Annotated in this window: 17 protein-coding genes and 2 tRNA genes; 4 read left to right on the forward strand and 15 right to left on the reverse strand. The window is 65.1% G+C overall.

Features of this window, described 5'->3' with window-relative positions; genetic code table 11:
• The first annotated feature begins 49 nt into the window (after positions 1–49).
• From MRK42_RS04455 to MRK42_RS04465, 3 genes are all read left to right on the forward strand, one after another.
• A tRNA-Phe gene (locus MRK42_RS04455) sits at positions 50–125 on the forward strand.
• 4 nt (positions 126–129) lie between these two features.
• A tRNA-Asn gene (locus MRK42_RS04460) sits at positions 130–205 on the forward strand.
• A gap of 429 nt (positions 206–634) precedes the next feature.
• Positions 635–1,909: an alpha/beta hydrolase gene (locus MRK42_RS04465; protein WP_338611811.1), complete on the forward strand. Its 1,275-nt coding sequence runs from the start codon at positions 635–637 to the stop codon at positions 1,907–1,909.
• A 57-nt stretch (positions 1,910–1,966) separates the two neighbouring features.
• On the opposite strand, the gene MRK42_RS04470 is transcribed toward MRK42_RS04465, so the two are convergent.
• A complete protein-coding gene (locus MRK42_RS04470) occupies positions 1,967–2,944 on the reverse strand; it encodes a cytochrome-c peroxidase (RefSeq protein WP_042028331.1) in 978 nt (325 codons plus the stop codon).
• A 449-nt stretch (positions 2,945–3,393) separates the two neighbouring features.
• Here MRK42_RS04470 and MRK42_RS04475 point away from each other — a divergent pair, with 449 nt between their 5' ends.
• Positions 3,394–4,119, forward strand: a complete 726-nt coding sequence (locus tag MRK42_RS04475) for a carbonic anhydrase (RefSeq protein WP_026458379.1) — start codon at positions 3,394–3,396, stop codon at positions 4,117–4,119.
• A gap of 59 nt (positions 4,120–4,178) precedes the next feature.
• On the opposite strand, the gene MRK42_RS04480 is transcribed toward MRK42_RS04475, so the two are convergent.
• The 14 genes from MRK42_RS04480 to MRK42_RS04545 are packed head-to-tail and all read right to left on the reverse strand — an operon-like array spanning position 4,179 to position 17,413.
• Positions 4,179–5,423 carry a beta-ketoacyl-ACP synthase gene (locus MRK42_RS04480; protein ID WP_338611812.1) on the reverse strand — a complete coding sequence of 415 codons (1,245 nt, stop codon included), beginning with the start codon at positions 5,421–5,423 and terminating at the stop codon, positions 4,179–4,181.
• Positions 5,420–6,145, reverse strand: coding sequence for a 3-ketoacyl-ACP reductase FabG2 (locus MRK42_RS04485; RefSeq protein ID WP_042028334.1), 726 nt, complete (start codon positions 6,143–6,145; stop codon positions 5,420–5,422). The genes MRK42_RS04480 and MRK42_RS04485 overlap by 4 nt, the downstream gene beginning before the upstream one ends.
• Positions 6,142–6,603, reverse strand: coding sequence for a hotdog family protein (locus MRK42_RS04490; RefSeq protein ID WP_338611813.1), 462 nt, complete (start codon positions 6,601–6,603; stop codon positions 6,142–6,144). The genes MRK42_RS04485 and MRK42_RS04490 overlap by 4 nt, the downstream gene beginning before the upstream one ends.
• Positions 6,600–7,766: a beta-ketoacyl-[acyl-carrier-protein] synthase family protein gene (locus MRK42_RS04495; protein WP_338611814.1), complete on the reverse strand. Its 1,167-nt coding sequence runs from the start codon at positions 7,764–7,766 to the stop codon at positions 6,600–6,602. Before MRK42_RS04495 ends, MRK42_RS04490 begins: the two co-directional genes overlap by 4 nt.
• Positions 7,763–8,305 carry a DUF3261 domain-containing protein gene (locus MRK42_RS04500; protein ID WP_338611815.1) on the reverse strand — a complete coding sequence of 181 codons (543 nt, stop codon included), beginning with the start codon at positions 8,303–8,305 and terminating at the stop codon, positions 7,763–7,765. Before MRK42_RS04500 ends, MRK42_RS04495 begins: the two co-directional genes overlap by 4 nt.
• A 14-nt stretch (positions 8,306–8,319) precedes the next feature.
• Positions 8,320–10,629 (reverse strand): MMPL family transporter, encoded by a 2,310-nt coding sequence (locus MRK42_RS04505; RefSeq protein ID WP_338611816.1) that lies wholly within the window; start codon positions 10,627–10,629, stop codon positions 8,320–8,322.
• The gene (locus MRK42_RS04510; RefSeq protein ID WP_042072750.1) at positions 10,619–11,221 is read right to left on the reverse strand and encodes an outer membrane lipoprotein carrier protein LolA; all 603 of its coding nucleotides are present in this window, start codon (positions 11,219–11,221) and stop codon (positions 10,619–10,621) included. The genes MRK42_RS04505 and MRK42_RS04510 overlap by 11 nt, the downstream gene beginning before the upstream one ends.
• The gene (locus tag MRK42_RS04515) at positions 11,218–11,640 is read right to left on the reverse strand and encodes an acyl-CoA thioesterase (RefSeq protein ID WP_268856463.1); all 423 of its coding nucleotides are present in this window, start codon (positions 11,638–11,640) and stop codon (positions 11,218–11,220) included. Before MRK42_RS04515 ends, MRK42_RS04510 begins: the two co-directional genes overlap by 4 nt.
• Positions 11,633–13,204 carry an aromatic amino acid ammonia-lyase gene (locus tag MRK42_RS04520; RefSeq protein WP_338611817.1) on the reverse strand — a complete coding sequence of 524 codons (1,572 nt, stop codon included), beginning with the start codon at positions 13,202–13,204 and terminating at the stop codon, positions 11,633–11,635. Before MRK42_RS04520 ends, MRK42_RS04515 begins: the two co-directional genes overlap by 8 nt.
• Positions 13,191–14,867 carry a glycosyltransferase gene (locus tag MRK42_RS04525; RefSeq protein ID WP_338611818.1) on the reverse strand — a complete coding sequence of 559 codons (1,677 nt, stop codon included), beginning with the start codon at positions 14,865–14,867 and terminating at the stop codon, positions 13,191–13,193. Before MRK42_RS04525 ends, MRK42_RS04520 begins: the two co-directional genes overlap by 14 nt.
• Positions 14,864–15,229, reverse strand: coding sequence for a hydroxymyristoyl-ACP dehydratase (locus MRK42_RS04530; protein ID WP_338611820.1), 366 nt, complete (start codon positions 15,227–15,229; stop codon positions 14,864–14,866). Before MRK42_RS04530 ends, MRK42_RS04525 begins: the two co-directional genes overlap by 4 nt.
• Complete coding sequence (locus tag MRK42_RS04535) at positions 15,229–16,605, reverse strand: AMP-binding protein (RefSeq protein ID WP_338611821.1); 1,377 nt, start codon at positions 16,603–16,605, stop codon at positions 15,229–15,231. The genes MRK42_RS04530 and MRK42_RS04535 overlap by 1 nt, the downstream gene beginning before the upstream one ends.
• Entirely contained in the window at positions 16,602–17,168 is a 567-nt protein-coding gene (locus MRK42_RS04540; protein ID WP_042028350.1) for a hypothetical protein, read from the reverse strand. Before MRK42_RS04540 ends, MRK42_RS04535 begins: the two co-directional genes overlap by 4 nt.
• Positions 17,168–17,413: an acyl carrier protein gene (locus MRK42_RS04545; protein ID WP_026457247.1), complete on the reverse strand. Its 246-nt coding sequence runs from the start codon at positions 17,411–17,413 to the stop codon at positions 17,168–17,170. The genes MRK42_RS04540 and MRK42_RS04545 overlap by 1 nt, the downstream gene beginning before the upstream one ends.
• Between the last annotated feature and the right edge of the window lies 1 nt (position 17,414).

Genomic DNA, 17,414 nt, shown 5'->3' on the forward strand with positions numbered 1-17,414 from the left:
TGCATGGCGATTGACACCCGACGCCGGAAAGGGTTTAATGCGCGCCGTTGCCCAGATAGCTCAGTCGGTAGAGCAGGGGATTGAAAATCCCCGTGTCGGCGGTTCGATTCCGTCTCTGGGCACCACAATTCCTCCTTAGTTCAGTCGGTAGAACGGCGGACTGTTAATCCGTATGTCACTGGTTCAAGTCCAGTAGGAGGAGCCAAATTCGAAAAGCCCGCTCAATCGAGCGGGCTTTTTTCGTTTGTCAGTTGCTGTTGCAGGCGGCCAGAAACAGGGTAGCCCCGCAGGTGGCACTGAACAGCAGCATGCCGGTTTGCAGTACGCCGCCATGGCTTGTCATCTTTTCCTTCTTTCTGACCCTGATCCACTTGGGTTTCATCACGCTCTTCTCCCTGTTCGCAGCGCCCATCGGCCTGCACTTTACGTGCCGGCGTACGTGCCGGCGAGCCATCTTGGTCGAAGGCAAAATGGACGTCAATCGTCCTTGGCGAAGATGTTTCCGGTCGCTGTGGCTTGCGCCATCCTGAGTGTTTAACTCATTGTTAATATTTTGAAAAACCGAAGTGACCCGGCATCTTTGCAACGTTATGATGAGGCCCATCATGTTCCCATCCTGACGGAGAGATCCCAGATGAACAGCCCCCTGCACTATGTCTTGGACGGCATCCATTGCGAGCCGCATTTTTATACCGTCCCGCTCGATCACGACGATCCGGATGGCGACAGCATCACCCTGTTTGCCCGCACCCTCTGTCGCAAGGACAAGCTGGATGACAAGTTGCCCTGGCTGCTCTATCTGCAAGGGGGGCCGGGCTTCGGGTCACCACGGCCGACCGCCAACAGCGGTTGGCTCAAGCGGGCGCTGCAGGAGTTTAGGGTGGTGTTGCTCGACCAGCGGGGAACCGGCATGTCGAGCCCGATCCATGGCCAGCTGCTGGCTGCCATGACGCCGGCGGAGCAGGCGGCGTACCTCAGCCATTTTCGTGCCGACAACATAGTGCGTGATGCCGAGTTCATCCGGCTGGAGATCTCGCCCTCCCATCGCTGGAGCCTGCTGGGGCAGAGCTTTGGCGGCTTCTGCTGCCTCACCTATCTCTCTTTGTTCCCGGACAGCCTGCGGGAGGTCTACATCACGGGGGGCGTCGCCCCGATCGGGCGCAGTGCCGACGAGGTGTATCGCGCCACTTATCAGCGGGTTGTCGACAAGAACCGTGCCTTCTTCGCCCGCTTCCCCTATGCCCAGGGCATTGCCAACCGGTTGGCCACCCACCTGCACCAGCACGATGTGCGCCTGCCCAACGGCCAGCGGCTGACGGTGGAGCAGTTCCAGCAACAGGGGTTGGATTTGGGGGCCAGCGGCGCCTTTGAAGAGCTCTACTACCTGCTGGAAGAGGCCTTTATCGGGGAACAGATCAACCCGGCCTTCCTCTATCAAGTGCAGGGGATGCAGCCGTTCAACACCAATCCGCTGTTTGCCGTGCTGCACGAGGCCATCTACGCCGAAGGGGAGGCGACCCGCTGGGCGGCCGAGCGGGTCCGAAGCGAATACCCTCTCTTCGACTGGGAGCCGGGCAAGGACTTCGCCTTCACCGGCGAGATGATCTTCCCCTGGATGTTCGATCAGTTCCGCGAGCTGGTGCCTCTAAAGGAGGCGGCCCATCTGCTGGCGCAGAAGCGTGACTGGGGCCGGCTCTATGATCCCGCCCGGCTGGCCCGCAACAAGGTGCCGGTGGCCTGCGCCGTCTATGCCGAGGACATGTATGTGGAGTTTGATTACAGCCGCGATACGCTGCGCACACTGGGCAACAGCCGAGCCTGGATCACCAACGAGTATGAGCACAACGGCCTGCGGGTCGATGGTGAACGGGTGCTCGATCGCCTCATCGCCCTGAACCGGGATCGCTGATCCGCCTTGGATTGTGTTGCATGAAAACAGGGGCCTGATGGCCCCTGTTTCTATTGCTCAGCTCTTGACCACCGGCTTCGGGGTGTCGGGCTGGGAGGGGGGCAAGATAGGCAACACTATTTGGGGTTGTTCACCGGTCAGGCTCTTGAGGTAGGCGGTCATGTCTTCGGCCTCCTGATCCGTCAACTGCTGGCCCAGCTGGATATCGGCCATGATCTGCACCGCCTCTTTCAGATCCCAGATCGAGCCGTCGTGGAAGTAGGGATAGGTCAGCTCGATATTGCGCAGGGTGGGCACCTTGAACCAGCCGATGAACTGCTTCTCACCGGTGACGGCTCCGCGCCCCTGGGCCGGGTTGTCGGTCTTGAACGGCTTGACCAGCCCCATCTTCTGATAGGAGTTGCCACCGATGGCAGCGCCGTTGTGGCAGGCGGTACACCCCTTGTCCTTGAACAGCTGATAGCCCTTGAGCTGCTGCGCCGTCAGCGCCTTGCTGTCACCCTTCAGCCAGCGATCGAACGGCGCATTGGGGGTGACCAGGGTCTCTTCGAAGGCGGCGATGGCATCGGTCACCTCCTTGATGTCGAACTCTGCCTTGCCGTAGACGGCGTTGAAGCGGGCGCGGTATTCGGGCAGGGTGCGCAGGGTCTCCACCGCCAGCTTGTGGCTGAAGGCCATCTCCAGCGGGTTTTCGATGGGGCCGGCCGCCTGGGCCTGCAGATCCTTGGCCCGGCCATCCCAGAACTGCACGAAGTTGAGGCTGGAGTTGAGCACGGTCGGCGAATTGATCGGCCCCTCCTTCCACTTGTGACCGAGGGAGCTGACCTGGTTGTCCACGCCCCCCGTGGCCAGGTTATGGCAGGAGTTGCAGGAGATGGCATTGGATTTGGAAAGTCGCGGCTCGAAAAACAGCATCTTGCCCAGTTCGACTTTTTCCGGTGCGCTCACCTTGGCTGCTTCTATGGGTTGAATGGGTTCGCTTGCCCAGCCCATCCCGGGCAGGGCCAACACCATTAACAGACAATATTTATTCATTCTTTTTCTCTCCCTTTTGGCTGTGCCTAACAGCAGCCCCAGCCTGACCGGGAAAGCCTGGTTGTTATTTGCTCAAGATCAATTGAGCACAACAAAAACCACATTAAAAACAATGAATTGGATAATTGCGGACGGACTGGTGGCGGGGTCTTGCGAGGAAAAAACGTGCGAATTTCTGACCAATAATTTATGGCCTAATTCATCGTTTCCCATAGCCAATTAATTAGATTGCTACCATTGAATAAAGCGATTATCCAATATGCAGAGACAGCGAGTTTATTAATTAGATCTATTTAAAATGCATTATTAAATGTCATCAATAACTCGACTGCTAATAATAAATATTCCGGTCTGAACCACTGCACCCTGCATTCCAGAAATGCCGCCCTCTTTACCTGCCTTGATGAGGAGAGGGGCGACCCGCTTTTCAATCAAGATAAGGATGCATGATGAAAACGTCTCTGCTGGCTTGCAGCCTGTTGCTCGCTCTTCCCGCGTTTGCTGCGGCCCCGCACTGGGAATACAGCGGGGCGGCTGGTCCCGACCACTGGGCCAAATTGACGCCGGAATTCAGCCCCTGTGCGGGCAGCAACCAATCTCCCGTGGATCTGACCGGTCTGGTCGAGGCCGATCTGCCCCCTCTGGTGTTTCACTACCGTGCCGGGGGCGAGTCCGCAAGCAACAACGGTCATACCGTGCAGATCGGTTATGCCCCTGGCAGCACGCTTGAGCTCGATGGCATGAGCTTCGAGCTCAAGCAGTTCCACTTCCACGCGCCGAGCGAGAACCATATCAAAGGGAAATCCTATCCGCTGGAGGGGCATCTGGTACACGCCAATGGCAAGGGGGAGCTTGCCGTGGTGGCGGTGATGTTCGAGGTGGGCAAGGCCAATCCTGTGTTGGCCGAGGCGTGGCGGCAGCTGCCAATCAAGGCGGGTGAGAGCCATGCCCTCAAGGCACCGGTTGCGGTCGAGCAACTGCTGCCCGCCAAGCGTGACTACTACCGCTTCAGCGGCTCCCTCACCACGCCCCCTTGCTCGGAAGGGGTGCGTTGGCTGGTGCTCAAACAACCGGTCGAGGCCAGCCAGGCCCAGATCGATGCCTTCAAGGAAGTGATGCACCACCCAAACAACCGGCCGGTGCAGCCCCTTAACGGCCGTGTCGTCCTGCAATAAGGAATGAAGAGGGGGAAATAGAAAGATGCCAGTCAGCGTTTGCCGACTGGCATCTTTGCTTATGGCTGCGAGTTGTCCCAGCGCCGGAAGATAAGGGAGGTGTTGATGCCGCCAAACGCGAAGTTGTTGGACATCAGGTATTCGATCTCCGGCAGCTCGCGGCCCGCCCCCGTGATGTGATCAAGAGGCGCACAGGCCGGATCCGGGTTGGCGAGGTTGAGGGTCGGGGCAAACCAGCCATCGTGCATCATCTCCAGCGACAGCCAGGCCTCGATGCCGCCGCAGGCCCCCAGGGTGTGGCCGAAGTAGCTCTTGAGGGACGAGATGGGGGTTTTGTCACCGAAGATGGCGGCGGTCGCCTGGCTCTCGGCGATGTCGCCGCGCTCGGTGGCGGTGCCGTGGGCACTGATGTAACCGATCTGCTCGGGGGTCAGCCCCGCCTGATCCAGCGCCATCTGCATGCACAGCTGCATGGTCTGGCTCTGGGGCTGGGTGACGTGGGCCGCGTCGCAGTTGGTGGCAAAGCCCACCAGCTCGGCGATGATGGGGGCGCCGCGCGAGAGGGCATGCTCCAGCTCTTCCAGCACCAGGGTGCCGGCACCCTCACCGATGACCAGGCCGTCGCGATCCCGGTCAAAGGGGCGCGGGGTAAGTTCGGGGGTGTCGTTGAGCTGACTGGTGGCGAACAGGGTGTCGAACACCACGGCTTCGGAGGGGCAGAGCTCCTCTGCGCCGCCCGCCACCATCACTGTCTGGTAGCTGTGACGGATCGCCTCATAGGCATACCCAATCCCCTGACTGCCGGAGGTGCAGGCGCTGGAGGTGGGGATGACCCGACCGCGCAGGCCGAAGAAGAGGCCGGTATTGACCGCCGCCGTATGGGGCATCATCTGCACATAGGTGGTGGCGGTGATGCTGGCGGTGGTCTTGTCGTTGAGCATGGCGCCAAAGGCGCTGATGGGGGCCGTACTGCCGGTGGAGGAGCCGTAGGCGATGCCGGTGCGGCCATCGGTCAGCACAGGATCACCCAGCAGCCTGGCCTGCTCCAGCGCCAGCTCGGTGGCGACGGTAGACATCTCGGAGACGCGGCCCATGGCGCGGGTCTTCTTGCGCGGATAGTGGGCCGGCAGGGAGAAATCGGTGATGGGGGCCGCCAGCCGGGTGTTCAGCCCGTCATAGACGGCCCACTCCGGCATGGTCACTACGGCACTGCGCCCTGCCTGCAGGCGTGCCTTCACACTGGCCCAGTCGTTGCCAAAGGCGGTCACACCGGCCATGCCGGTGACGACGACACGTCGGTTCATATCAGGCCTCCGTTGATGGAAATCACTTGCCGGGTCACGTAGCCGGCGATGTCGGACATCAGATAGGAGACCAGGCCCGCCACCTCGTCCGCCTGTCCCATCCGCTTGAGGGGGATCATCTTGAGCGCCTCGCTCTCTACCTCGGGGCTCACCATCCCGGTGTCGATAAGGCCGGGGGCCACGCAGTTGACCGTAATGCGCCGCTTGGCCAGCTCCAGTGCCAGCGCCTTGGTAGCACCGATGAGGCCCGCCTTGGAGGCGCTGTAGTTCACCTGGCCACGGTTGCCCATGATGCCGGAGACCGACGACAGGGTGACGATGCGCCCGCCGCGGCGCAGCCCGATCATCGGCATGATGCAGGGCTTGAGCAGGTTGTAGAAGCCGTCGAGGTTGGTGTGGATGACGTCGTCCCACTCCCCGTCCGTCAGGGCCGGGAAGGCGCCGTCGCGCACGATACCGGCGTTGCAGACCACGCCGTAGTAGGCGCCGTGCTGCTCGATATCGGCCTCAAGGCGCTCGCGGCACTGCTCCCGATCGCCGATATCGAACTGGATCAGGCGCCCGCTCCCGCCTTGGGCGACGATGTCGTTGAGGGTTGCCTGGGCGCCCTGCTGATCCCCGTGATAGTGGACCACCACGGCAAAGCCGTCGGCGGCCAGTTTCAGGGCGATGGCCCGGCCAATCCCCTTGCTGGCGCCGGTTACCAATACGGTCGAGTTCATTGTGATTGGGTCTCCAGTAAGTCTGACAGTTGGGCCGTCGTGGGCTGGTAGGTGCTCAGGCGCGCCTTGGCGCACAGGGTCTCACCTTGCAGGATGCGGCATTCGAAGCTGGCCATGCCGGCGTCCTGCAGCAGGCAATGCGCCTCGATGCGCAGCAGGCTGCCGGCGGCAAAGGTGGGCAGCTGGCTCTCGTATTTGCGGGTGCCGAGCAGCATGCCGATACGAACCGGCTCGCGGAGTTGATGCGCCTGCAAGCCGGCCCAGGCGGCGATAGCCTGGGCCATCAGCTCGATGCCGCACCAGCCGGGCAGATTGCCCTGTGCATCGAGCAGCAGGGCGTGCCGCTCGCCCACCCGGGTCTCGCAGCTGATGCTCTGCGCCGCAAACGCCGTGACGCGATCGAGCAGCAACATGGGCGCCTGGTGGGGCAGCAGTTGTTCTATGGGAGGAAAAGTCATGGCGCCTCTTTGCCAAAGATAAGGCTGACGTTGTTGCCACCGAAGGCAAACGAGTTGGACATGATGATGCGGGCCGCCCCGGCCTCCCTGACCAGCGTGAGCGGGGCCAGACTCGGGTCTTGATCTTCCCCTTGCGGGGGCAGCGGCAGGGCGCGCTCCAAGAGCAGGCAGCAAAGGGCCGCCTCGGTGGCCCCAGCTGCCCCAAGGGTGTGGCCGGTCAGCACCTTGGTGGAGCTCACCGCTACTCCGTGGGGGAAGAGACGCGACAGGGCCAGGCTCTCCATCTCGTCGTTGAGACGGGTGGCGGTACCGTGGGCGTTGACGTAGTCGATGCGCTCGGCCTCGAGACCGGCGCGCGCCAGCGCCATGCGCATGGCCCGCTCGGCCCCTTCTCCCTCCGGGTGCGGCGCCGAGATGTGCCAGGCATCCGACGACTCCCCATCCCCCAGCAGGGCCAGGGGGGCGGGATCGCGGCTCACCAGAAACAGGGCCGCCCCTTCACCGATGTTGATGCCGTCGCGCCCCGCCGCAAACGGACGGCAGCGCCGCTCGCTCAACGACTCCAGGCTGTCGAAACCGTTCAGGGTGAGGCCGCACAGGGAGTCGGCACCGCCGACCAGGGCCACATCGGCCTGGCCGCTCTCGAGCAGGCGGCGCGCCGTGATAAAGGCCCGCGCGCTCGACGAACAGGCGGTCGAGATGGTCATCGCCGGTCCCAGTATGCCCAGATGCTCGGCAAGAAAGGTCGACGGGGATCCCAGCTCCTGCTGGGCATAGTCGAAGCGGGGCGACATCGCGTCACCTCTTAGCTGCGCCGCCACGGCCACCTCGGCCTCGCCGATGCCGGAGGTGCTGGTGCCGAGCACCAGGGCTACCCGATCCGCGCCCACCCGGCTGATGGTCGCGCTCACCTTGGCCTCGATATCGGCCAGGGCGGCGAGCAGCAGCTGGTTGTTGCGCGAGTCGTGGCGGGGCTGCGCCACCTCGGGCAGCTGGCTCGTCACCCGCCCCACCGGCGAGGTGCGGCCATCGACCAGGGGCCAGCGCTCTTTATCAAGGGGGCTCTCGCCCCGGCTGTGCCACGCACTCAGGGCGTCGCACACCGCCGCCTTGCCGCGGCCGAGGGCATTGATAAGGCTGTAGGCGTGAACGTAGAGGGTCATGGGGTCAGGCTCTCCAGTGTCAGGGCATAGCCGAAGCGGTGCTGGGTCAGGCTGACCGGCTCGCGATGGCCCTGCCAGGTGTGGTAACGGATCTCGGTGACCAGCTCTCCGGCGGGATCGGTGAGGCGCCGGACATCTCCCTCGTCCTTGAGCTGCCAGCCGGCGGGCAGGCGGGGCAGCCAGTCGGCCACGGGCCAGTAGCAGAGCATGACGTCCGCCAGCACCTGGGCGGGGGGCGGCAGGGCACTGCCCGGCAGGGGGAGCAGGCGTTCGCTGTGGATGCCGCTTCGATCGTAACGCACCTTGAACAGGCGCGCCCCGGTGGGCATCAGGCCGACCAGGGTGATCCCTTGCGGGCCCGCCTCCAGGGCGGTGAGCAGCTGGTACTGCTTGCCCTGGGTGCTGGCCAGCAGCAGTTGCTGGCGGGTGAGAGGTTCGGCCAGGGTGGGTGCCGGCAGCGACAGGGGGACGTTCGGGGCGATAAAGGCCTCCACCCCCTGCCGGCTGCTGCAGCCGCCCAGCAGCAACAGCAAACACATCAGATATCTCATCATTACTCCGCAGCCGGCCGCGGGGCCAGCACCATGGGCGATAACAAAAACGCGGTAAAGATCCCGCCGCTCAGCACGATGCCAAAGCCAGCGATGGCCGGGGTGTGGCTAAGCGCCAGCAGGCCGAAGGCCAGCAGGGTGGTGAGGTGGGCGAGCAAAATAGCCAGCAGGGTCGACTGCTGGCGTCCCGGGTCCTCGCCGCAGTGGGCGAAGAAGAGGCCATAGTCGATGCCGATGCCGAAGATGAGGCTAAGCGCCAGCACCCCGAAAAGGGTCAGCGGCTGCTGGCTGAAACCGAGCAGGGCCAGCCCCATGGCGATGGCCAGGGCGTTGACCAGCAGGATGCGCGCCGCGACGCGCCAGCCGACGCGCCGCCAGAGCAGCCCGGTCACCAGCAATACCGCCACCAGCAGCAGCTCGGCCAGCTTGAGGCGGTAGTCGGCGAAGAGCTGGCTCCACTGGCTGCGCTGATCCTGCCACACCACGCCGTCACTCTCGTCGGCCAGCCGCGCCAGGGCTGCGGCATCGTGAATGCCGGCGAGTGGAACCCAGATGCCGACCCGGCCGTCAGGCAAAGAATGCCAGAGCAGCCGGCTCCCCTCGCTCACCGGGCTCGCCAGCCAGGTCTCTGGGGTAAGCGGCGAGAAGGGGCGTCCCTTGGTCTCCACCGGCAGGCCGGCCCCCTGGAGCGCCACGATGACGCTCGGTTGCAATTTCATGATGGCGTTATGGTCCCCCTGCTGGCGGGCCTGGGAGGGAAGCCATTGGCTGATGGCGACGAATTGCTCCAGCTGTCCGCGCTGGCGGGCCTGCTCGAGCCGGCCAGCCAGAGTTTCGAGCCGGGTGAGGGCCTGCTCGCCATCGCGTCCGACCACCAGATAGCCGGTCATGCCCCCCTGCTGGCCGGTCAGCTGCTGGATCTGGCGCTCCTGCGCCTGCAAGGCATGGGGCAAGGGTTGCAGCTTCTGGATGTCGTCATCCACCACCAGGCGACTCACGCCGATGGCGCTGATGACGAGAACCAGCAGCGGTAGCCAGCGGCGCAGGCCAGCGGGCTCGCGCCAGGCAGCAATCCAGCGCGCCTGCCAGCGGCGGATGGGGAGCGGCCCCTGTGACAATTCCCCGATCCAGGCCGGGAAGAGCAGCAACACGGTCAGGAAGGCGGCCAGCAGGCCGGCCAGGGCGCAGACCGCCAGCTGCTGCAGCCCGGGGAAGGGGGCGAGCCAGAGCAGGGCATAACCGATGAGGGTGGTGAGCAGGGCCAGGCTCAGGCCCGGCAGCAGGTGGGCGCGGGTCTGGGCCGGCGTCTCGTGGCCGTGCAGACGCCGCTCGCTTAGAAAGTGGAGCGCATAGTCGATGGAGATGCCGATGAGGCTGGTGCTGATCACCAGGGTGAAGACGTGGATCTCCCCGAACACCAGCAGCACGGCGCCGAGCCCCCACAGCATCCCCGTGGCCAGCGGCAACAGGGAGAGCAGCAGGGCCCGCGGCGAGCGAAACGCCAGCCAGATGAGCAGCACCACGCCAAAGAGCGACCCCAGGCCGATGGTGGAGATATCCTGCTCGGCCAGGGTGCTGGCGTGTTGGCTATAAAACAGGGTGCCGCGGCGCAGCAGCTCGGCCCCGGGGTAGTCCTGTTTCAGCTTATCTTCGGCGCGAGTCAGCTCGGCCAGCAGCTGCCGGTTGCGGGCCATGTCGAAGGCCGAGAGGTTGAGCTCGGCGCGCACCAGATACCAGCGCCGGCCATCGGGCCCCAGGGCACTCAACCAGCCCTGTTCGCCAAGCTGCATCGGGCTCTTCTGTTCGAGCACGGCGGCGCGGGTCAGCAGCATGGGGTCCGCTTGCCACTCGGCCCGGGAGACGCCGCCGAAGGGGGAGTAGATCTGCCCAAGCACCCACTGGCTCCAGACGCTGGCGCCCCCCTCCAGCCGCGCCCGGGCGGCCGGGGTGAGGTGCTGCCAGGCCATCTGCTGCAGATAGGCTTGCCAGGCGGGTGCAAGCTCGGGCTGAGCCCCCTTCACCTGCACCAGGGCGTCGATGGCTTGCAGCTGTCGGCTCCACCCGGTTGCGGCGGCCTCACCGTCCTTGCCAGAGGGCAGGCTCACCAGCCACACCAGCTGCCGGTCCAGGTTGGCGAGCAGCCCGGCGCGCAGCTCGGGGTGCCACTGCTGATGCTCCTCTTTGGGCAGCAGGTCCATCACGCTGGTATTGAAACGGGCGCGGGGCAGGGCCAGCGCCAGGGCGATGCAGACCACCACGCAGAGCAGCAGCCAGGCCCGCCCCAGCAGGCGCCAGTGTCGTTCAGTGAGCATCAAAGCGGGACTGCTCCTCGGCGCTCAATGGCAGGGGCTTGAGCTGCCAGTTGGAAAAGCGGATCAGGGTGACATCCCCCTGCTTGTCGTGGATGGCCAGCGACCTGAGCTCATCGCGCCCCTTGAGCACCAGAGTCGCGAAGATCTTGTCAAGGGGAGCGCGGATGGGCTCCAGGGTCAGGGTCCACTCCTCTCCCTCGCTGGTGAGGGTGTGGCGAAAATAGCTCGCCAGCGCCGCTTCGCTCGGGTCAAACAGGGCCAGCATCAGGTTGCTGAACTCCAGCAACTGGGGGTTGTCCAGGGTCTGGGTCGGCTGGCCCTGCAACTGCTGCACCATGCGGGTGGGGGTGAGCGTCAGGGTCAGGAGAAAGGGCTTTTGCTGCTGCCACCAGAGCCCCTGGCCCTTGACCAGCAGGATCTCGCCGCCGGATCGCAAGGGTTGGCTCAAGCCACTTATCTGGCGCTCCTGCTCGAAGCGGGCGCTGCGGGCATCGGCGGCGGTGAGCTGACGCTGCACCTCGGCCAGGGTGATCTGACCGGCCAGCAGGGGCCAGGGGAGCAGGGCCAGCAGCAGCCAGAGGCACTTTCTCACTCTTTCACCCCCAGCTTGTCGAGCAGCACCCGGGGCGAGGCGAGGCACATCTCGCCACTCTCCTTGCTGACCGCCACCTGCACCGTGTAGCCCTTGCTGGTGCGTTGATTGGTCGCGGGATCGTAGAGCAGGTAGTCAATCTTGAGGCGGTTCTGGTATTCCACCAGGGTGGCACGCACCCGCACCGTCTGGCCAAAACGCAGGGGCGCCACGTACTTCATCCGCACATCGATGACTGGCCAGAGGTAGCCGGAGGCCTCCATCTGCGGGTAGTTGTAGTCGATGCGATCGAGCAGGGCGCAGCGGGCCAGCTCGATGTAGCGCAGGTAGTGGCCGTGCCAGGCGACGGCCATCATGTCCACGTCGTGAAACGGGACTGTGACGTCGACTTCGGCGCTCAGTTGCCAGGGCTCAGCCATGGGGCACCTCGTCATAGAGCGGGTAGTGACGGGCCTGAAGGCGCCCCATCAGGGCGCGCAGCTCGGCCTCCAGCGGGCGATCTTCAGTCAGGAAGGGGTGATCCCGGCGCACCGCCTCCACCGTGTGGGCCAGCGCCGGGCTAAGGGCGTCGGGCCCCTTGCCCTGCAGAGCGAGGCGCAGTTCCACCCCTTGCACTGCAGCCAGCAGGCTGGCACTGGCCACCTGTTCGGTCAGAGTCAGCACCCGCAGGGCGTCGCGGGCCGCTATGGTGCCCATGCTCACCTTGTCCTGATTGTGGCACTCGGTGGAGCGGGAGAAGACGCTGGCGGGCATGGTGTGCTTGAGGGCCTCGGCGGTCCAGGCGGAGGCACCAATCTGCACCGCCTTGAAGCCGTGGTTGATGAAGCGCAGCGATTCGCAGGCGCCCGAGAGGTTGCTCGGCAGCCCCTGATTGAACTTGGTGTCCACCAGTTGCGCCAGCTGGCGGTCGAGCAGATCGGCCAGGTTGGCCACTGCCACCTTCATGCTGTCCATGGCCATGGCGATGTGGCCGCCGTAGAAGTGGCCGCCGTGCATCACATGCTCCCCGTCACCGTCGATAAGGGGGTTGTCGTTGGCGCTGTTGAGCTCGTTTTCGATGAGCTGGCGCCACCAGGGCAGGCTGTCGGCCACCACGCCGATGACGTGGGGGGCACAGCGCAGGGAGTATCTGTCCTGCAGCCGGTTGCTGTGGTGGGGCAGCTCGCCGCTTTGCAGATCCGCGCGCAGCCAGGCGGCGATCTGCTGCTGGCCCGGGTGGGGTTTGGCGGCAAACAGGCGCTCGTCGAAGTGGAAGGCGTTGCCCTCCATGGCCACGCTCACCAGCGCCGTGATGCGGGTACACAGACGCATCAGGTAGTCACAGCGGGCGAAGGCGAGGCAGGCGAGTGCCGTCATTACCGAGGTGCCGTTCATCAGCGCCAGCCCCTCTTTCGGGCGCAGCTTGAGCGGTGTCATGCCGAGCTCGCGGTAGAGATCCTCCGCCGCCATCAGCTGGCCGTCCCGATAGAGATCGCGCTCTCCCACCAAGGCTGCGGCCACATAGGAGAGGGGGGTCAGATCGCCGCTGGCACCGACCGAGCCTTCCTCGGGAATGCGCGGCAGCAGGTCTTGCTGCAGCAGCCAGGTGAGGCGCTCGAGCAGGGTGACGCTGACCCCGGAGACCCCCTGTGCCAGGGAGTTAAGGCGAGTGGCCAGCACGGCGCGGGTAGCGGCCGGGCTGAGATTCTCGCCCAGGCCACAGCCGTGGAAACGGGTCAGGTGCAGGGGCAGGGCATCGACCAGATCCAGGGGCACGGCGCGGGTGACCGAGTCACCGTAGCCTGTGGTGACGCCGTAGATGACCCCTTCGTCGGCCAGCAGCCGGTCCAGATAGTCGGCGCCGCGCTGGATGCGGTCACGGAAGGCGGGCTCGGGGTTGAGCGTCGGGGTGGCGCGGCGCTCGGCCAGGGCGACCACCTCTTCAATGGTGAGGGGACGGGCCCCGAATACGATCTCGTGCATACCTTGCTCAATCCTGCTCATCGGTCAGATGCCAAAAGTCAAAAAAGTTGAACCACTCCAGCGGGGCACGCAGGCAGTGGTATTCCAGCCGATCGGCGTAGTGTTGCACCCTGGCCTCGAGGCGCTGCTGGCGCTCGGCGCGGGGCAGGGGAGTGCCATCGGCAAAGGGCTCGAAATGGACCCGAAAACGCCCCTGTTCCCGCAGTCCGAACATCAGATAAGTGGGGCAGCCGAGCACCGCCGACAGGGCAAAGGGGCCCAGAGGGAAGGGGGCCTTCTCCCCGAGAAAATCGGCCCAGACCACCCTTTTTTCTTTGGTCACCGAGGTGCGATCCCCCACGATCACCACCCACTCCCCCGCCTCGATGCGGGACTTGAGCATGATGGCGGTATCGGGCCCGAGCTCTTGCACCTGTACCAGGTTGAGGCCCGAATCGGGGTTCACCTCTTGCATCAGGGCGTTGAAGCGGGCGGCGTGGCGGGTGAAGACCAGGGCCGTGATGCGCACTCCATGCTCCTGGCTGCCGAGGGCGCGACACAGCTCCAGGTTGCCCAGGTGTGAGCCGATGATGAGCGCCCCCTGGCCGCGGGCGGCCTCGTAGTGCTCACGGTTGACCAGCTCGATGTCGTCGAGGCGGATGTCGCCGCGCCAGGCGGCCAGCTTGTCGAGGGCCGCCTCGCCAAAGCGCAGGAAGTGGCGCAGGCTCCCCACCCGCTCTGGCAGGGGATGGCCAAGCTGCCCGGCGCGGGCGGTGAGGCGGGCCAGATAGTTGCGGGAGGCCTCGCGCTGGCGGCGACCGGTCAGCCAGAAGTAGGCGATAACCGGCAGCGATATCACTCTGAAACCGGGGCGCCCGAGCAGCCGGTAGCTCCACAGCAGAGTACGGATGCCGAGCAGGGTGCCACGCTCCGGAGTGCGAGACCAGTGCGCCTTCCCCTTGTTCAGCAGCCTCTTGGGCCAGCGCAGCAGGTGGGCGGCGCCATCGCGCAGCAAGGTCAATACCAGCCGGGTGTGCATCCAGGAGATGCGCAGGTTGTCGTGCAGCGGGTTGAAGTGGGAGAGGCCATCCTCGGGGTAGTGCACCTTCACCGGGATAAAGCGCACCGGTACCCCGCGCCAGTGCAGGCGCACCATCACCTCGATATCAAAATCCATCCGCTCCCCGAGGGCGCACTGCTCGAGCAGCTCGCAGCTTGCTGTCACCGGATAGACCCGCAGGCCGCACATGCTGTCTTTTATCTCGAACGAGAGGGTCTCTATCCAGACCCAGACATGGGTCAGGTAGCGGCCGTAGAGGCGCCCCTTGGGCACCGACTCATCGTACTGGGGGGCGCCGGAGATGAGAGCCTCGGGGTAACGCTGTGCCTCGGCCAGCAGATCCGGCAGGCGGGCGAGATCGTGCTGGCCATCCGCATCGATCTGCAGGGCGTGGCTAAAACCCAGGCCCCTCGCTGCCAGCAGCGCCGTTTTGACCGCTCCGCCCTTGCCCCGGTTGTGCTCATGGCGCAGCAGGGTGATCCAGGTGGCGTGCTCGGCTGCCAGCTGGTCCAGCCGAGCGGCGGCAACCGGTTCGCTGCCATCGTCCACCAGCAGGCAGGGCAGGCCGAGGGAGACGAGTTCATCGAGCACGCCGGCAAGGGGCGCGGCGTGGTTGTAGCAGGGGATAATCAGGCAGGGCGTCACGATACCTTGACCCTTCCGTTGCTCGCCAGGGGCAGCTCTGCCAGGGGCTCGGCGCAGCTGACCCGGTACTCGAAGCGCAGCTGGCCGTTGTCTTGTCTCTGTAGCATCAACCAGCACTGTTCATCCGGGCGCAGGGGGCGCTGGAACTTGAGCTGATCCATCCCCTGAAATTCACCATCAAGCAGCCCTTCCTCGCGGGCGAAGTGGATGGCCAGGTGCAGCTGGGCGACCCCGGGCAGCAGGGGGGCGCCGGGAAAGTGGCCACTAAACCAGGGCAGGTCGGCGTCAAGGCGCAGCAGCAGTTGCACGCCGTCGGAGGTGACCTGACGCGCCAACTGCGTGGGGAGCAGTGAAATATCCATCAGGGGTGTTCTCCGGGAATAGGGGCGGCCGGCTCGTCGAAGGCGCGGCGCAGCGCCACGCCGTCGCGCTTGCCGGCGCCGGTGAGGGGCAAAGCCTCAAAGAGTCTGAGACTGCGCGGCAGCGCCACCGGCTCGAGCCAGGGGCGAAGCCGTTGGCGCAGGGCCTGCAAGAAGGCGCCGTGACCGAGGCGGGCAAGGTTTGCCATCCCCTCCGGGGTCAGCACCAGGGCAACCCCCAGGATCTGGCGGCCAGCCTGCTCAAGGGGCAGGATGGCGGCATCGTGCACCTCATCGAGGGCCAGGAGGCGTTGCTCCACCTCGTCGAGAGAGATGCGTTTCTCCTCGAGCTTGATGATGCGATCCAGGCGGCCCAGCAGGCGAAACTGCCCCGGCTCGCCGCACAGGGCGATGCGATCACTCCCGCGCCAGGGGGCGAGCTCGTCCATAAAGGGAGATCTCAACAGCAGGGTCTGCTGCTCGTCACAGCCGACCTCGACCCCGGGGAAGGGGGTCCAGGGGCAATCCGGGGCGCTGCTCTGGCGCCAGCCTATGCCGCCGGTCTCGCTGCTGCCGTAGATCTCCACCGGCAAGGGACCGAGCAGGGCGGCGCACTGGCGCGCATCCTCATACGCGAGGGGGCCACCGGAGGAGACCACTAGTCGGCAGCCGGGGGCATTGAGATTGGCGCCGAGGCGCGAGAGAAACGCCGGCGAGCTGACCAGTGCCCAGTGCTGGCGCTGGCCGAGCAGCTGCTCCGGGTAGTCGGTCTGGCGGCGGGCAAACGGCACGCCGAGGGCCAGCGGTAGCAGGATGCGAAACAGCAGGCCGTAGATATGCTGGTGGCTGACGCTGGCAAAGAGCCGTGCGCCCGTGAGGGCGGGGCCCCAGAGGGTCGCCTGCACCCGCACCTCTGCCTCGATCAGTGACCAGGGCTTGGCGATGGCCTTGGGCTGGCCGCTGGAGCCCGAGGTGTAGAGGGTGAGGGTCGGCGCCAGGGAGGGGGCGTGGCTGATCATGGGCTGTGCGTCGTCGCCAGCAACGCAATCCACCCGCAGCACGGGGCAGGGAAGCGAGAACGCCTCGTCGCAGAGCATGCCGTCGAAGGCCTCTTGCTCGAACAATTCCTTTAGAGCGGCAAGCCGCTGGTGGCCGGGTAGCACTACATCGTGTCCGGCTATGGCGCAGGCCAGCAGGGCAACGGTGAAGTAGTAGCTGTCGTTCAGACAGAGCGCCCAGCGGGTCGCAGAGCCGCTCTTCAGCTGGTCGGCCAGCGTCATGGCCGTGCGGCGCAGGGTCTCCAGCGTGACCTCACCTTGGGCATCGAACGCGACGACGCGCTTGCCATCGGCCAGCAGCAGTTCATCCAGCAGGGTCATGGTGTACCCCGCTTCATCACTCGTTGCCTAATCAGCCACTCGCCGCCCATCAGGGCGCCCATCAGCAGATAGCTGATAAGGCCGTTGTAGAGGCTCCAGAGCGCCAAGTCCCCCTGCCAGATGGTCCAGCCGGAGAGGGCTCCGTTGGCGATGAAAAAGAGGCACCACACCTGCGTCACCTTGCGGGTGTAGCGAACCCCCTGCTCGGGCAAGTCCGGCGTGGTGAGGCGCGCCAGCCGCTCGACCATGGTCATGGGTTGGCGCAGGCTCGCGCCAAACAGGGCCAGCAGGGTGGCATTGACCGCCAGCGGGTAGTAGAGCAGCCAGTCGTGCTCGCGAAACAAGAGGTTCAGGAGCACCAGCAGCAGGCCGGTGGCCCCGAGCCAACGGGTCGCCCACTGCCACGCCACCGGCATCGCCGAGCCGGCGATGAGGCGAATGGCAAACAGTGGCAGCAGCAGGAGCGTCAGCAGCTGCCCCTCCCCGGATGACAGGCAAAAGTAGACCAGCAGGGGATAGAGCAGCAGCAGGGCGCCTGCCAGCAGGTTGAACCGCCGCACCATTACTCGGCGATCAGGCGTTCGACGGCGTCGACCACGTCGGCGACCGTGCGCACCGACTTGAACTCTTCCGGCTTGATCTTCTTGCCGGTCAGCTTCTGCAGATGCACCACCAGATCGATGGCGTCGATGCTGTCGAGCTCGAGTTGCTGATAGAGCTGGGCATCCAGGGTCACGGCCTCCGGATCGATCTCGAACAGCTCGACCAGGGCATTGCGGATCTCGTTGAAGATGTCGTCTCTGGTCATG

The sequence above is a fragment of the Aeromonas sp. 19NY04SH05-1 genome, from assembly GCF_040581895.1.
Lineage (GTDB): Bacteria > Pseudomonadota > Gammaproteobacteria > Enterobacterales > Aeromonadaceae > Aeromonas > Aeromonas enteropelogenes.

Bases quoted from the DNA above. Each gene is read 5' to 3' on its own strand.
- MRK42_RS04465 (WP_338611811.1), top strand. From the start codon at position 635: ATGAACAGCCCCCTGCACTATGTCTTGGACGGCATCCATTGCGAGCCG.
- MRK42_RS04470 (WP_042028331.1), bottom strand. From the start codon at position 2,944: ATGAATAAATATTGTCTGTTAATGGTGTTGGCCCTGCCCGGGATGGGC.
- MRK42_RS04475 (WP_026458379.1), top strand. From the start codon at position 3,394: ATGAAAACGTCTCTGCTGGCTTGCAGCCTGTTGCTCGCTCTTCCCGCG.
- MRK42_RS04480 (WP_338611812.1), bottom strand. From the start codon at position 5,423: ATGAACCGACGTGTCGTCGTCACCGGCATGGCCGGTGTGACCGCCTTT.
- MRK42_RS04485 (WP_042028334.1), bottom strand. From the start codon at position 6,145: ATGAACTCGACCGTATTGGTAACCGGCGCCAGCAAGGGGATTGGCCGG.
- MRK42_RS04490 (WP_338611813.1), bottom strand. From the start codon at position 6,603: ATGACTTTTCCTCCCATAGAACAACTGCTGCCCCACCAGGCGCCCATG.
- MRK42_RS04495 (WP_338611814.1), bottom strand. From the start codon at position 7,766: ATGACCCTCTACGTTCACGCCTACAGCCTTATCAATGCCCTCGGCCGC.
- MRK42_RS04500 (WP_338611815.1), bottom strand. From the start codon at position 8,305: ATGTGTTTGCTGTTGCTGCTGGGCGGCTGCAGCAGCCGGCAGGGGGTG.
- MRK42_RS04505 (WP_338611816.1), bottom strand. From the start codon at position 10,629: ATGCTCACTGAACGACACTGGCGCCTGCTGGGGCGGGCCTGGCTGCTG.
- MRK42_RS04515 (WP_268856463.1), bottom strand. From the start codon at position 11,640: ATGGCTGAGCCCTGGCAACTGAGCGCCGAAGTCGACGTCACAGTCCCG.
- MRK42_RS04520 (WP_338611817.1), bottom strand. From the start codon at position 13,204: ATGAGCAGGATTGAGCAAGGTATGCACGAGATCGTATTCGGGGCCCGT.
- MRK42_RS04530 (WP_338611820.1), bottom strand. From the start codon at position 15,229: ATGGATATTTCACTGCTCCCCACGCAGTTGGCGCGTCAGGTCACCTCC.
- MRK42_RS04535 (WP_338611821.1), bottom strand. From the start codon at position 16,605: ATGACCCTGCTGGATGAACTGCTGCTGGCCGATGGCAAGCGCGTCGTC.
- MRK42_RS04540 (WP_042028350.1), bottom strand. From the start codon at position 17,168: ATGGTGCGGCGGTTCAACCTGCTGGCAGGCGCCCTGCTGCTGCTCTAT.
- MRK42_RS04545 (WP_026457247.1), bottom strand. From the start codon at position 17,413: ATGACCAGAGACGACATCTTCAACGAGATCCGCAATGCCCTGGTCGAG.